The organism is Pseudomonas arsenicoxydans (assembly GCF_900103875.1).
Lineage (GTDB): Bacteria > Pseudomonadota > Gammaproteobacteria > Pseudomonadales > Pseudomonadaceae > Aquipseudomonas > Aquipseudomonas arsenicoxydans.
This window is the reverse complement of sequence record NZ_LT629705.1, coordinates 6,066,808-6,079,558: the sequence shown is the minus strand read 5'-3', so window position 1 is coordinate 6,079,558 and position 12,751 is coordinate 6,066,808. Positions and strand designations below refer to the sequence as shown.

15 protein-coding genes and 1 tRNA gene are annotated in these 12,751 nt (G+C 57.5%); 13 read left to right on the top strand and 3 right to left on the bottom strand.

Going from position 1 to position 12,751, the window contains the following annotated elements; all coding sequences use genetic code 11:
- The first annotated feature begins 101 nt into the window (after positions 1–101).
- The 13 genes from ruvA (at position 102) to nadA (ending at position 10,299) form a co-directional block, all read left to right on the top strand.
- A complete protein-coding gene (ruvA, locus tag BLQ41_RS28510) occupies positions 102–719 on the top strand; it encodes a Holliday junction branch migration protein RuvA (RefSeq protein ID WP_090187430.1) in 618 nt (205 codons plus the stop codon).
- Positions 720–1,781, top strand: coding sequence for a Holliday junction branch migration DNA helicase RuvB (gene ruvB, locus BLQ41_RS28505; RefSeq protein WP_090187427.1), 1,062 nt, complete (start codon positions 720–722; stop codon positions 1,779–1,781).
- 127 nt (positions 1,782–1,908) lie between these two features.
- A complete protein-coding gene (gene ybgC / locus BLQ41_RS28500; RefSeq protein ID WP_090187424.1) occupies positions 1,909–2,376 on the top strand; it encodes a tol-pal system-associated acyl-CoA thioesterase in 468 nt (155 codons plus the stop codon).
- Positions 2,366–3,061 carry a protein TolQ gene (tolQ, locus tag BLQ41_RS28495; RefSeq protein WP_008147369.1) on the top strand — a complete coding sequence of 232 codons (696 nt, stop codon included), beginning with the start codon at positions 2,366–2,368 and terminating at the stop codon, positions 3,059–3,061. Before ybgC ends, tolQ begins: the two co-directional genes overlap by 11 nt.
- Before the next feature lie 23 nt (positions 3,062–3,084).
- A complete protein-coding gene (tolR, locus tag BLQ41_RS28490; protein WP_167360554.1) occupies positions 3,085–3,537 on the top strand; it encodes a protein TolR in 453 nt (150 codons plus the stop codon).
- Entirely contained in the window at positions 3,537–4,616 is a 1,080-nt protein-coding gene (tolA, locus tag BLQ41_RS28485) for a cell envelope integrity protein TolA (protein WP_090187419.1), read from the top strand. The genes tolR and tolA overlap by 1 nt, the downstream gene beginning before the upstream one ends.
- The gene (gene tolB, locus BLQ41_RS28480; protein ID WP_090187416.1) at positions 4,613–5,914 is read left to right on the top strand and encodes a Tol-Pal system beta propeller repeat protein TolB; all 1,302 of its coding nucleotides are present in this window, start codon (positions 4,613–4,615) and stop codon (positions 5,912–5,914) included. The genes tolA and tolB overlap by 4 nt, the downstream gene beginning before the upstream one ends.
- Positions 5,915–5,966: 52 nt before the next feature.
- Positions 5,967–6,464 carry a peptidoglycan-associated lipoprotein Pal gene (gene pal / locus BLQ41_RS28475; protein WP_090187413.1) on the top strand — a complete coding sequence of 166 codons (498 nt, stop codon included), beginning with the start codon at positions 5,967–5,969 and terminating at the stop codon, positions 6,462–6,464.
- A 6-nt stretch (positions 6,465–6,470) separates the two neighbouring features.
- Complete coding sequence (gene ybgF, locus BLQ41_RS28470; RefSeq protein ID WP_090187410.1) at positions 6,471–7,322, top strand: tol-pal system protein YbgF; 852 nt, start codon at positions 6,471–6,473, stop codon at positions 7,320–7,322.
- A 165-nt stretch (positions 7,323–7,487) separates the two neighbouring features.
- The gene (queE, locus tag BLQ41_RS28465) at positions 7,488–8,135 is read left to right on the top strand and encodes a 7-carboxy-7-deazaguanine synthase QueE (RefSeq protein ID WP_090188884.1); all 648 of its coding nucleotides are present in this window, start codon (positions 7,488–7,490) and stop codon (positions 8,133–8,135) included.
- Position 8,136: 1 nt separating this feature from the next.
- Positions 8,137–8,829, top strand: a complete 693-nt coding sequence (gene queC, locus BLQ41_RS28460; protein WP_090187408.1) for a 7-cyano-7-deazaguanine synthase QueC — start codon at positions 8,137–8,139, stop codon at positions 8,827–8,829.
- 63 nt (positions 8,830–8,892) lie between these two features.
- Positions 8,893–8,968 (top strand) — tRNA-Lys (locus BLQ41_RS28455).
- A 272-nt stretch (positions 8,969–9,240) separates the two neighbouring features.
- Positions 9,241–10,299 (top strand): quinolinate synthase NadA, encoded by a 1,059-nt coding sequence (gene nadA, locus BLQ41_RS28450; RefSeq protein ID WP_090187405.1) that lies wholly within the window; start codon positions 9,241–9,243, stop codon positions 10,297–10,299.
- 124 nt (positions 10,300–10,423) lie between these two features.
- Here the strand turns inward: nadA and BLQ41_RS28445 are convergent, their stop codons facing one another.
- From BLQ41_RS28445 to gcvT, 3 genes are all read right to left on the bottom strand, one after another.
- A complete protein-coding gene (locus BLQ41_RS28445) occupies positions 10,424–10,912 on the bottom strand; it encodes an RDD family protein (protein ID WP_090187401.1) in 489 nt (162 codons plus the stop codon).
- 94 nt (positions 10,913–11,006) lie between these two features.
- Positions 11,007–11,219, bottom strand: a complete 213-nt coding sequence (locus BLQ41_RS28440; protein WP_003175786.1) for a cold-shock protein — start codon at positions 11,217–11,219, stop codon at positions 11,007–11,009.
- Positions 11,220–11,622: 403 nt separating this feature from the next.
- Positions 11,623–12,747, bottom strand: a complete 1,125-nt coding sequence (gene gcvT / locus BLQ41_RS28435; RefSeq protein WP_090188880.1) for a glycine cleavage system aminomethyltransferase GcvT — start codon at positions 12,745–12,747, stop codon at positions 11,623–11,625.
- Between the last annotated feature and the right edge of the window lie 4 nt (positions 12,748–12,751).

Here is a 12,751-nt window from a genome sequence, read left to right as displayed (position 1 = left end):
GTTTTTAGGGAATGAGGGTTTTGCGCCTGTGTTGCCGGCGAAAAACCCTTGTTCTGTCAGTCGCCAGTCATTGATCTGGCCAACGCTCAAGGATCTGAAACGTGATTGGACGCTTGCGCGGCACACTGGCTGAGAAACAGCCGCCGCACCTGATTCTGGATGTAAACGGTCTGGGGTATGAGCTGGAAGTGCCCATGACTACGCTTTATCGCTTGCCGTCGGTCGGTGAACCGCTGACCTTGCACACCCATTTGGTCGTACGCGAAGACGCGCAGTTACTCTATGGTTTCTATGGCAAACGTGAGCGAGACTTTTTTCGCGAGTTGATCCGTCTCAATGGTGTAGGGCCCAAATTGGCCCTGGCGCTGATGTCGAGCCTGGAAGTCGACGAGTTGGTCCGTTGCGTTCAGTCCCAGGACACTTCGGCATTGACCAAGGTACCGGGCGTGGGCAAGAAGACCGCCGAGCGTTTGCTGGTTGAGCTCAAGGACCGCTTCAAGGCCTGGGAAACTGTACCGGCGATGTTTGCGTTGGTGCCGAACCAGCCGGGCGGGCCTGATGCGCCAGCGCCGGTCGCCACCGCCGAAAATGATGCAGTCAGCGCGCTGATTTCCCTGGGCTACAAGCCGCAGGAAGCCAGCAAGGCGATTTCTGCGATCAAGGAGAAAGGCTTGAGCAGTGAAGACATGATTCGTCGTGCCCTGAAGGGAATGATTTAAGTGATTGAAGCTGATCGTCTGATTACCGCCACGCCTGGCCCTCGCGACCGCGAGGAAGTCCAGGACCGGGCGATTCGCCCTGTCAGCCTGGCCGAGTACATTGGCCAGCCGACCGTACGCGAGCAGATGGAGTTGTTCATCCAGGCGGCTCGCGGGCGTAACGAGTCCCTGGACCACACGCTGATTTTCGGCCCGCCGGGCCTGGGCAAGACCACCCTGGCCAACATCATCGCCCAGGAAATGGGCGTGTCGATCAAAAGTACCTCGGGACCGGTGCTCGAGCGCCCGGGCGATCTGGCCGCGCTGTTGACCAACCTTGAGCCGCATGACGTGCTGTTCATCGACGAAATCCATCGGCTGTCGCCAATCGTCGAGGAAGTGCTGTACCCGGCGATGGAAGATTTCCAGCTCGACATCATGATCGGCGAAGGACCGGCCGCGCGCTCGATCAAGCTTGATCTGCCGCCCTTCACCCTGGTTGGCGCGACCACCCGCGCCGGCATGCTGACCAACCCGTTGCGCGACCGTTTCGGGATCGTCCAGCGCCTGGAGTTCTACAGCACGGCTGACCTGGCGACGATTGTCAGTCGTTCGGCGGCCATTCTCGGTTTGCCACTGGACCCGGAAGGCGCTTTCGAAATCGCCCGCCGTGCTCGCGGCACTCCGCGGATCGCCAATCGTCTGCTGCGTCGGGTGCGCGATTTTGCCGAAGTTCGTGCCAAGGGCCACATCACCAAACCGATTGCCGACCTGGCGTTGAACCTGCTGGATGTCGACGAGCGTGGCTTCGACCACCAGGACCGGCGTCTGCTGTTGACCATGATCGAGAAGTTCGACGGTGGGCCGGTCGGTGTCGACAGTCTGGCGGCCGCCATCAGTGAAGAACGCCACACCATTGAAGACGTGCTGGAGCCGTACCTGATCCAGCAGGGCTACATCATGCGTACGCCGCGGGGACGAGTCGTTACCCGGCATGCGTATCTGCACTTCGGTTTAAACATTCCGTCACGATTGGGCGAGATGCCCGTGGTAGACGAGTTCCTCGATGCCGTGGACGATTAATCACCTTTGCGCGCTGATTTATTCGGAGTTTGTGCGGTCTCAGGACCGTGCTTTCGCCAGAAAGCCGCGAATCAATGAAAAACAGTTGCCTGGCTGGATTGGCAACCTGAGGAGTAAGCACTAGAGTATGCGCGCGCAAAACGGGCTTGAGCCTTTCGCAATTCGTTGTCGCGTTTATTACGAGGACACCGATGCGGGCGGCATCGTGTATTACGTCAATTACCTCAAGTTTATGGAACGGGCTCGAACCGAGCGGCTCCGGGATCTGGGCTTTGCCCAATCGGCGCTGGCAGGGGAGGACCTGTTGTTTGTCGTGCATTCCAGCGAAGCGCGTTACCACGCGCCGGCGCGACTGGACGACGAGCTTTTGGTAAGCGCTGAAGTAATCGAATTGAACCGTGTCAGCCTGCGCTTTAAACAGCAGGTCAGGCGGGCAACGGATAATGTGCTGCTCTGCGAAGGGCAGTTTTTGGTGGCCTGTGTGCGCACTGACAGTTTGAAACCCCGGGCCATTCCCGAAGCTCTACGTGCGGCCTTTGCCGACGTGAGCGGCGCGGGTACACACTCAAAGCAGGAGATAAAGCGTGGAAGCTAACGTCGTCGACCATTCCTCCATGTGGAGCCTGGTCAGCAATGCCAGTATCGTGGTGCAACTGGTAATGCTGATCCTGGTAGCCGCATCGGTGACCTCATGGATCATGATCTTTCAGCGCAGTAACCTGCTGCGCGCCGGTCGACGTGCCCTGGAGAGCTTTGAAGAGCGCTTCTGGTCGGGTATCGACCTGTCCAAACTCTACCGTCAGGCCGGCAGTAACCCTGATCCGGATTCGGGCGTCGAGCAGATCTTCCGTGCCGGTTTCAAGGAATTCTCCCGTCTGCGTCAGCAGCCTGGCGTAGATCCGGAGGCGGTCATGGAAGGTGTGGCCCGTGCCATGCGTGTTGCCATCTCTCGTGAAGAAGAAAAACTCGAGCAGAGCCTGCCGTTCCTCGCCACCGTGGGTTCCGTCAGCCCGTACATCGGTCTGTTCGGTACTGTCTGGGGGATCATGAACTCCTTCCGTGGCCTGGCCACTGCCCAGCAAGCGACCCTGGCCACTGTGGCTCCCGGTATCGCCGAAGCACTGATCGCCACCGCGATCGGTCTGTTCGCCGCTATTCCGGCCGTTATCGCTTACAACCGTTTTGCTGCTCGCAGCGAAACCCTGCTGGGCCGTTACTACACCTTCGCCGATGAATTCCAGGCGATCCTGCACCGCAAAGTGCACACCAGCGAAGAATAAGCAGGTAATTTCCAATGGCTTTAATCGCTCGAGCTCGCAAAAAGCGCAAGCCGGTTGCCGAGATGAACGTGGTGCCCTACATCGACGTGATGCTGGTGCTGCTGGTCATCTTCATGGTGACCGCGCCAATGCTCAATCAGGGCGTGAAGGTTGATCTGCCCAAGGTTTCCAGCGAAGCCTTGCCGCAGGACAACAACACCCAGGTCCTGACCATTTCGATCAAGGCTGACAAGACCTACTACTGGAACCTTGGCAGCGAAGTCGACACCGAAAAGCAGCAGGACAAGGCCATGACCTTGCCGCAGATGACCGAGGCGGTGACCAAGATCATTCGTGCCGGGACCGAAGGCGGCAAGCGTACCCAGGTGTTCATCCGTGGCGACAAGACCGTCGATTACGGCTCCGTGATGGGCGCCATGGGCGGATTGCAGAAAGCCGGGGTCGGTAATGTTGGCTTGATTACCGAGGCACCCTGATGCAGCAAATGCGAGAGCCGTCCGCCTCGGAAAGCTACTTCTGGCCTAGTGTCTGGGCGATTGTCTTGCACGTGCTGGTGTTCGGCATGCTGTTCGTCAGTTTTGCCTTCACACCGGAGCTGCCGCCGGCCAAGCCGATTGTCCAGGCGACCTTGTACCAGCTGAAATCGAAAAGTCGGGCGACCACCCAGACCAATCAGAAGATTGCGGGTGAAGCGCAGAAATCCGCTGCGCGTCAGACCGAAGTCGAACAGATGGAACAGAAAAAGATCGAGCAGGAAGCGATCAAAGCCGCGGAACAAAAGAAGGAAGACGCGGCTCAAAAAGCCGAAGAATCCAAGAAGGCCGACGAGACGAAGAAAGCCGAAGAGGCCAAAAAGGCTGATGAAGCCAAGAAAGCCGATGAAGCCAAGAAGACCGCCGAAGCCAAAAAGGCCGAAGACAAAAAATTGGCTGATATAGCCAAGAAGAAATCTGAAGAAGAAGCCAAGAAAGCAGCTGAAGAAGAGGCCAAGAAAGCGGCCGCTGAAGAAGCCAAGAAAAAGATCGTCGAAGACGCGAAGAAGAAAGCCGCCGAAGAGGCCAAGAAGAAATCTGAAGCTGAAGAGGCGAAGAAGAAAGTCGCCGAAGACGCGAAGAAGAAAGCTGCCGCCGATGCTGCGAAGAAAAAATCGCAGGAAGCGTCACGTAAATCCGCTGAAGAGAAAAAGGCCCAGGCCTTGGCAGATTTGCTTTCCGACACGCCTCAGCGTCAACAAGCCTTGGCGGATGAGCAAGGTGACGAAGTCGCCGGCAGTTTCGATGATTTGATTCGTGCTCGTGCAGCGGAAGGCTGGGCTCGTCCACCTTCGGCACGCAAAGGCATGACGGTCGTGTTGCAAATCGGCATGTTGCCGGACGGTACAGTGACTTCGGTCAGTGTGGCCAAGTCCAGTGGCGATGGTCCGTTCGACGCGTCGGCAGTTGCGGCGGTCAAGAATATTGGACGTTTGACAGAAATGCAGGGAATGAAGCCGAGCGATTTCGCTCCGTATCGTTCATTCAAGATGACATTCACACCTGAGGATCTAGCCTTGTGAGAAACCTTCTTCGAGGAATGCTTGTCGTTATCTGCTGCCTGGCAGGGATAGCGGCGGCCGATGAAAAAAACATTCTGGTCACCAGCGGCAGTGATCGGGCAACCCCGATCGCGGTAGTGCCGTTCGGCTTCCAGGGCGGCACCGTGCTGCCAGACGACATGGCTGAAATCATCGGTAACGACCTGCGTAACTCGGGTTATTACTCGCCGATTCCAAAGCAGAACATGATCAGCCAGCCGAGCCAGGCCAGCGAAATCATTTTCCGTGACTGGAAGGCCATCAGCGCCCAGTACATTATGGTCGGCAGTATCGTTCCAGCGGGCGGTCGCCTGCAGGTTCAATACGCGCTGTTCAACGTCGCCACCGAGCAGCAAGTGCTGACCGGCAGCGTATCGGGTAGCGTCGATCAACTGCGCGACATGGCGCACTACATCGCCGACCAGTCGTTCGAAAAACTCACCGGTATCAAGGGTGCGTTCTCGACACGCCTGCTGTACGTAACGGCCGAGCGTTTCTCCGAGAAGAACACGCGCTACACGCTGCAACGTTCGGACTATGACGGTGCCCGCGCCGTGACCCTGCTGCAATCGCGTGAGCCGATCCTGTCGCCGCGTTTCGCACCGGATGGCAAGCGCATCGCTTATGTCTCTTTCGAGCAGAAGCGTCCGCGTATTTTCATGCAGAACATCGACACCGGTCGCCGTGAGCAGATCACCAACTTCGAAGGCCTCAATGGCGCGCCAGCCTGGTCGCCGGATGGCAATCGCCTGGCATTCGTACTGTCCAAGGACGGCAACCCGGACATCTACGTGATGAACCTGGGTTCGCGTCAGATCAGTCGTGTCACCAACGGTCCTGGCATCAACACCGAACCGTTCTGGGGCAAGGATGGTTCGACCATCTACTTCACTTCCGACCGTGGCGGCAAACCACAGATCTATAAAACCAGCGTCGGTGGCGGTGGTGCGGAGCGTGTGACCTTTATTGGTAACTACAACGCCAACCCTAAACTGTCGGCTGATGAAAAGACTCTGGTAATGATTCACCGCCAGGATGGTTTCACTAATTTCAAGGTCGCGGCCCAGGATTTGCAGCGCGGTAGTGTAAAGATCCTCACTGATAGCACTCTGGACGAGTCGCCTACTGTTGCGCCCAACGGCACCATGGTAATCTACGCCACCCGCCAGCAGGGCCGGGGAGTCTTGATGCTCGTGTCCATTAATGGACGCGTAAGGCTCCCGCTTCCTACCGCACAAGGCGAAGTCAGAGAACCTTCCTGGTCCCCTTACCTGAACTGACGCGGCGCTACACGTTTTACTTAACACACTGGGGTTCATTAGGAGTTTCACGATGGAAATGCTGAAGTTTGGTAAATTTGCTGCGCTGGCTCTGGCCATGGCTGTAGCTGTAGGTTGCTCGTCCAAAGGCGGCGACAATGCCGGTCAAGGCGCTGTCGATCCAAACGCTGGTTACGGCGCAAACACTGGTGCCGTTGACGGTTCCCTGAGCGAAGAAGCTGCTCTGCGCGCAATCACCACCTTCTACTTCGAATACGACAGCTCGGACCTGAAGCCAGAAGCCATGCGCGCTCTGGACGTTCACGCCAAAGACCTGAAAGCAAACGGCGCTCGCGTTGTTCTGGAAGGCAACACCGACGAACGTGGTACTCGTGAGTACAACATGGCACTGGGCGAGCGTCGTGCGAAAGCCGTTCAGCGTTACCTGGTACTGCAAGGTGTTTCCCCAGCTCAGCTGGAACTGGTTTCCTACGGCGAAGAGCGTCCAGTTGCTACCGGCAACGACGAGCAGTCCTGGGCTCAAAACCGTCGCGTCGAACTGCGTAAGTAATTCGTCATGCGAACGTGCCGTCGTGCTGTAACTGTTTTGGCTCTCAGTCTCACATCGCTTGCGGTGTGGGCTGCGGTTCCTGTGGTCGATAACAACTCCGGTTATAACAATAGCGGGAGCAGTTATCCGCCTGCGGGTTACGGTACGAACGGCGCCTATGCCGGGGGAGGGGTTTCGGCCCCTGTCTCGGCACAGGGCGAGCTGTTCAACCAACTGCAATCGATGCAGGAGCAGATTTCACGTCAACAGGGCGTGATCGAAGTTCTGCAAAATGATGTAGCGCGCATGAAGCAAGAAAACCTGGAGCGATACCAGGATCTTGATCGGCGCATAGGATCCGGCGTAGCACCAGCCGCAACTCCTGATAATTCTTCCACCGGTGGCAATTTGAATGCCCCCGGTGCTGCAGTCGGCGCAAGTGCAGGAGCGGCAGCCTCAGCTGCAGCCGCGCAGGCACCCGCTGCGGGTAGCGAACCGGCCGATCCGGCGAAGGAAAAGCTGTACTACGACGCAGCCTTCGACCTGATCAAAGCCAAGGATTTCGACAAGGCCAGCCAGGCTTTTGCCGCATTTCTGCGCAAATACCCGAACAGCCAATACGCGGGCAATGCCCAGTACTGGTTGGGCGAAGTGAATTTGGCCAAAGGTGATCTGCAAGGCGCGGGTCAGGCTTTTGCCAAGGTTTCGCAGCTGTATCCAAAGCATCCAAAAGTGCCTGATTCGCTGTACAAGCTGGCTGATGTAGAACGCCGCCTCGGTCATACCGACAAGGTAAAAGGCATTTTGCAGCAGGTGGTGTCGCAATACCCGGGCACTTCCGCTGCTCAACTGGCCCAGCGTGATCTGCAAAAAATGTAGGCCTGTGAAACTCGTTTTGAAGAAACCCGCGCTTGTCGCGGGTTTTTTCGTTAGAATTCACACCCTTTTTTGAAACACGCTTCTTGGGATCTGCGCGATGGCGGGGTTCCTTGAAGTGCCTGACGGAGGCGGACAGCCTGTTTAGCTGTCATGCCCGTGGCGACTATGCAAGACACATTGAGAATCACCGAAGTTTTCTACTCGTTGCAGGGGGAAACGCGGACTGCCGGGCTGCCCACTGTTTTTGTGCGCCTGACCGGTTGCCCATTGCGTTGCCAATACTGCGACAGCGCTTATGCGTTCACTGGCGGCACCGTGCGCACGCTCGACGACATCCTCGAGCAAGTGGCCGGTTTTCGTCCGCGTTATGTCTGTGTCACCGGCGGCGAGCCGTTGGCCCAGCCGAATGCCATCCCATTGCTCAAGCAGTTGTGTGATGCCGGTTACGAAGTGTCACTGGAAACCAGTGGTGCTCTCGACATCTCGGCGGTAGATTCCCGGGTCAGTCGTGTTGTCGACTTGAAAACCCCGGGTTCAAAAGAAGCGCACCGCAACCGCTACGAGAACATCGAACTGCTCACGCCCAACGACCAGGTGAAGTTTGTCATCTGCTCGCGGGAAGACTACGACTGGGCGGTGTCCAAACTCATCCAGTACGGTCTCGACCAGCGAGCAGGCGAAGTCCTGTTCTCGCCAAGTCATCACGACCTGAATGCGCGGGACCTGGCTGACTGGGTGGTGGCGGACAACCTGCCAGTGCGTCTGCAATTGCAGCTGCATAAATATCTTTGGAATGACGAGCCGGGGCGCTGAGATGACTGAACAACTGAACACTACTGAAAAGCGTGCGGTCATCCTGCTGTCCGGCGGCCTGGATTCGGCGACTGTCGTGGCCATGGCCCGTGCCGAAGGCTACAGCTGCTACACCATGAGCTTTGACTACGGTCAGCGTTCCCACGCCGAATTGCACGCGGCTGAGCGTGTTGCCCGCGACCTTGGTGTGGTCGAGCACAAGGTGATCGGCCTGAACCTGAACGGTATCGGCGGTTCGGCGTTGACCGATAGCAGCATCGACGTGCCGGAGGTGCCGGGCGAAGGTATTCCGGTGACTTACGTGCCTGCGCGCAACACGGTGTTTCTGTCCCTCGCGCTGGGTTGGGCTGAGGTGCTGGGCGCACGTGACATCTTTATTGGTGTGAACGCCGTGGATTACTCCGGTTATCCAGACTGCCGGCCTGAGTTCATCGAGTCCTTCGAGCGCATGGCCAATCTGGCGACCAAGGCGGGTGTAGAAGGCAATGGCTTCCGTATTCAGGCGCCACTGCAGAACCTCAGCAAGGCGCAGATCGTGCAGGCAGGCGTGAAGCTGGGTGTCGATTACGGGCTGACCGTTTCTTGCTATCAGGCCGACGACAATGGCCGTGCGTGCGGCAAATGCGACAGCTGCCGACTGCGTGCGGAAGGCTTTGCAGCAGCCGGCGTAAGCGACCCAACACCTTATTTTTGATTTATTTTAAATTAGGTGTTGAATAGTCCTTAAAAATCAGTATTATACGCGCCACCACACAGCGGGTCGTTAGCTCAGTTGGTAGAGCAGTTGGCTTTTAACCAATTGGTCGTAGGTTCGAATCCCACACGACCCACCATTTTTGTAGCAGTTTTAAAAGTCTGGAAGGCCCACGCAAGTGAGGATTTCCGGATTTTTTTTTGTCCGCGATTTGTGCTGGCCTCCTGGCGGGGCTGCACCACATGGCACAGGTCAGAATCATCTTTTGCATCCAGCCGATATTCTGTAGCCTTGCGCCTCTTCACCGCTGTCCGTGCCTGATGAATACTCACTCTCCGGCGGTACCCTGAAGGGTCCGGAGCCGGGTGTATACTCGACTTTCGCGCGAATGCGCCTGCAGGTCTTGCAAACATGACGCAGATTTCCGAACGCCTTCTGGTTCAAGCTCACCTCGACGCCAAGCAGCCCAAGCCGCTGACCGCCGAGGAGGAAGCTTTCTATCGTGCCGCCATCGCTGCCGAGCTCAAGGCTCAGGACGCGGTGCTGGTTGCTCACTTCTATTGCGATCCGGTGATTCAGGCCCTGGCCGAAGAAACCGGTGGTTGCGTCTCCGACTCACTGGAGATGGCTCGTTTCGGCAGCGCTCACCCGGCCAAGACCGTGGTCGTTGCCGGTGTGAAGTTCATGGGCGAAACCGCTAAGATCCTCAATCCTGAAAAACGCATACTGATGCCGACCCTCGAAGCGACGTGCTCGCTGGACCTGGGTTGCCCGGTGGACGAGTTTTCGGCGTTCTGCGATCAACACCCGGAACGTACTGTGGTGGTCTATGCCAACACCTCAGCGGCGGTCAAAGCGCGTGCGGACTGGGTAGTGACGTCCAGCTGCGCGCTGGAAATCGTCGAAAGCCTGATGGATAACGGCGAGACCATCATCTGGGGCCCGGACAAACACCTGGGCACCTACATCCAGCGTCAGACCGGTGCGGACATGCTGCTGTGGGACGGTGCCTGCATCGTTCACGAAGAGTTCAAGTCCGAGCAGCTCGAAGACATGAAGGCGCTATACCCGGACGCCGCGATTCTGGTGCACCCGGAGTCGCCGACATCAGTGATCGAGCTGGCAGACGCCGTGGGTTCCACCAGTCAGTTGATTGCGGCGGCGAAGAGCCTGCCGAACAAGACCCTGATCGTCGCCACCGATCGCGGCATCTTCTACAAGATGCAGCAGCTGTGCCCGGACAAGGTCTTCATCGAGGCGCCAACGGCCGGTAACGGCGCGGCCTGCCGCAGTTGCGCGCACTGCCCTTGGATGGCGATGAATACCCTTGAGCGCTTGCTCAAGAGCTTGAAGGAAGGGGCGAACGAGATCTTTGTTGACCCGGCGTTGATTCCGCAAGCGATTCGACCGTTGAAGCGGATGCTCGACTTCACCCAGGCTGCGCGGATGAAGCTGGCTGGTAACGCTTAAAATCACGCAAAAAACTGTGGGAGCGATCCTGCTCGCGATTGCGGTCTATCAGTCGACATCAATGTTCGCTGTCAGTCCGCATCGCGAGCAGGCTCGCTCCCACAGTGGTTTCTGCATGGCTGAATTACTTGGTCTTTTTCGGGACGCGCACAATCCGGGTGTTGGAGTAGATGTCATGCCAGCTGCGTTTCTGTTTATCGAACAGCGACCAGATGAAGCCCAGGCCAACGCACAGCAACGACGCGATCGACACCACAAACCGCAACAGCGCCTGCCACAGGCTGATGGACGAGCCGTCGGCGTTCTGCACGCGGATGCACCACACCTGCATGCCCAGCGTCTGACCGGACCAGGTCCAGAACTTGGCAAAGAAGCCAAACAACACGAACAACAGCACCGTCGACAGCAACGGATCGCCGTCCAGCGCGCCGGCTTCGGTGAGGGCGCGCATCTTGTCTTCGCCGATGATTGCCATCTGGATCATCTTGTAGATGCCGCTGGTGACGATCAGCAGCGCGGTACACAACAGAAAGTCATAGAACATGGCTGCCAGGCGCCGACCCAAGGTGGCGGCGGGGAAGTCGCCCTGGGGAGTGAGCAGGTGTTTGGACATCGCAGCCTCTGGACACAAAAGAAGCCATTTTACGGATTTACGCGCACAAAAAAGCCCCTGATGTCAGCATCAGGGGCTTTTTCGTTACAGAAGATTAAGCTTCTGCTTGTACTTCGTCAGCCTGCATGCCTTTCTGGCCTTGCACAGCAACGAAAGTCACTTTCTGGCCTTCTTTCAGGCTCTTGAAGCCGTTGCCCTGGATGGCGCGGAAATGCACGAACAGATCCGGACCGCTTTCAGGAGTGATAAAACCAAAACCTTTCTCGTCGTTAAACCACTTGACGGTACCGCTCTGACGTTGGGACATTTCTTATTTCCTTTGACGCAAAAATTAATGACAGTCTCTTTCTCATGAAAGAGTACTGGGGCTGGTTGCAGGAGAGTAAGAAGACGTCGAACGGGATGTAGCTAACTTGTAGGCTACTGCCCAGGTCACGATTCCAAGCGACCCATGCAAACACAGTGAACAAACTCTACGCCAACTACGAGAGAAAAAACAAGCCCTGTGAGAGGCCCGGTTTTGCTGAGGTTGCGGGATTAGCGTGTTCACTAGTGCGGGCTTATTCGATAAGGAGGTTCAATTGTTTTCGGACGTTATAAGCAAAGTTCATAAACGAAGCTTAGAGCCAACGACATGCACTATTTTATGGCGGTTGCGTTACACATTAGTGCACTGTTAACGCAACCGCGTTACTTATAGAAACAGTCAATCAGCCGCGATAGTAGCGTTGTGCAACAAATGGCATTTTGCTTACAAGCAAAGGCACCTTTTTCCCACGAACAATCGCCCAAACGGGTGTGTCGATGGCGATGTACTTGCTGTCGAGGTAACCCATCGCCAAAGGACCGCCCAAGGTGGGGCCAAAACCGCCGCTGCACACGGTGCCGATGATGTCGCCTGCTTCATTGACGATTTCAGCGCCTTCGCGCACCGGAGTGCGTTCCTGGGGCAGCAAGCCGACGCGTTTGCGGCTGACGCCGTTTTGCTGTTGCGCGAATACGGTTTCAGCGCCAGGGAAGCCGCCAGCCCGTGCGCCATCGGCGCGACGTGGCTTGGAGATGGCCCACAACAGGCTGGCTTCGATTGGGGTGGTGTCGGTGTTCATGTCGTGGCCGTAGAGGCACAGGCCGGCTTCCAGGCGCAGCGAATCGCGGGCGCCAAGGCCGATGGCTGCCACTTCAGGCTCGGCCAGCAGGGCGCGAGCCAGGGCTTCGGCGTTGGCCGCCGGCACGGAGATTTCGAAACCGTCTTCACCGGTGTAGCCCGAACGGCTGACAAAGCAGTCCACGCCCAGCAGTTTCACACGGGTGAACTGCATGAAGGTCATCTTCGCCACTTCAGGCGCCAGGCGCGCGAGCACAGTGACTGCCGCCGGACCTTGCAACGCCAGCAACGCGCGTTCTTCGAAGAGTGGCTCGATGGTGCACTGATCGCCGATGTGTTGGCGCAGGTGCGCCAGGTCCTGATCCTTGCAAGCGGCGTTAACCACCAGGAACAGCTCGTCGTTACCCAGATTGGCGACCATCAGGTCGTCGAGGATGCCACCGGTTTCGTTGGTGAACATCGCGTAGCGTTGCATGCCCACCGGCAAGTCGATGATGTCTACCGGCACCAGGGTTTCCAGGGCCTTGGCGGCATTGGCGCTGGTCAGGCGGATCTGCCCCATGTGCGAGACATCGAACAGCCCGGCCTGATCACGGGTGTGCTGGTGTTCTTTCATCACGCCCAGCGGGTATTGCACGGGCATGTCGTAGCCGGCGAACGGCACCATGCGGGCGCCAAGTTCGATGTGCAGAGCGTGCAACGGGGTTTTCAACAGGTGTTCGGTGGACATATTC

Coding starts and splice junctions, on each gene's coding strand:
- tolA (WP_090187419.1), top strand. CDS start 3,537: ATGCAGCAAATGCGAGAGCCGTCCGCCTCGGAAAGCTACTTCTGGCCT.
- ybgC (WP_090187424.1), top strand. CDS start 1,909: ATGCGCGCGCAAAACGGGCTTGAGCCTTTCGCAATTCGTTGTCGCGTT.
- gcvT (WP_090188880.1), bottom strand. CDS start 12,747: ATGTCCACCGAACACCTGTTGAAAACCCCGTTGCACGCTCTGCACATC.
- ybgF (WP_090187410.1), top strand. CDS start 6,471: ATGCGAACGTGCCGTCGTGCTGTAACTGTTTTGGCTCTCAGTCTCACA.
- BLQ41_RS28440 (WP_003175786.1), bottom strand. CDS start 11,219: ATGTCCCAACGTCAGAGCGGTACCGTCAAGTGGTTTAACGACGAGAAA.
- BLQ41_RS28445 (WP_090187401.1), bottom strand. CDS start 10,912: ATGTCCAAACACCTGCTCACTCCCCAGGGCGACTTCCCCGCCGCCACC.
- nadA (WP_090187405.1), top strand. CDS start 9,241: ATGACGCAGATTTCCGAACGCCTTCTGGTTCAAGCTCACCTCGACGCC.
- queE (WP_090188884.1), top strand. CDS start 7,488: ATGCAAGACACATTGAGAATCACCGAAGTTTTCTACTCGTTGCAGGGG.
- pal (WP_090187413.1), top strand. CDS start 5,967: ATGGAAATGCTGAAGTTTGGTAAATTTGCTGCGCTGGCTCTGGCCATG.
- queC (WP_090187408.1), top strand. CDS start 8,137: ATGACTGAACAACTGAACACTACTGAAAAGCGTGCGGTCATCCTGCTG.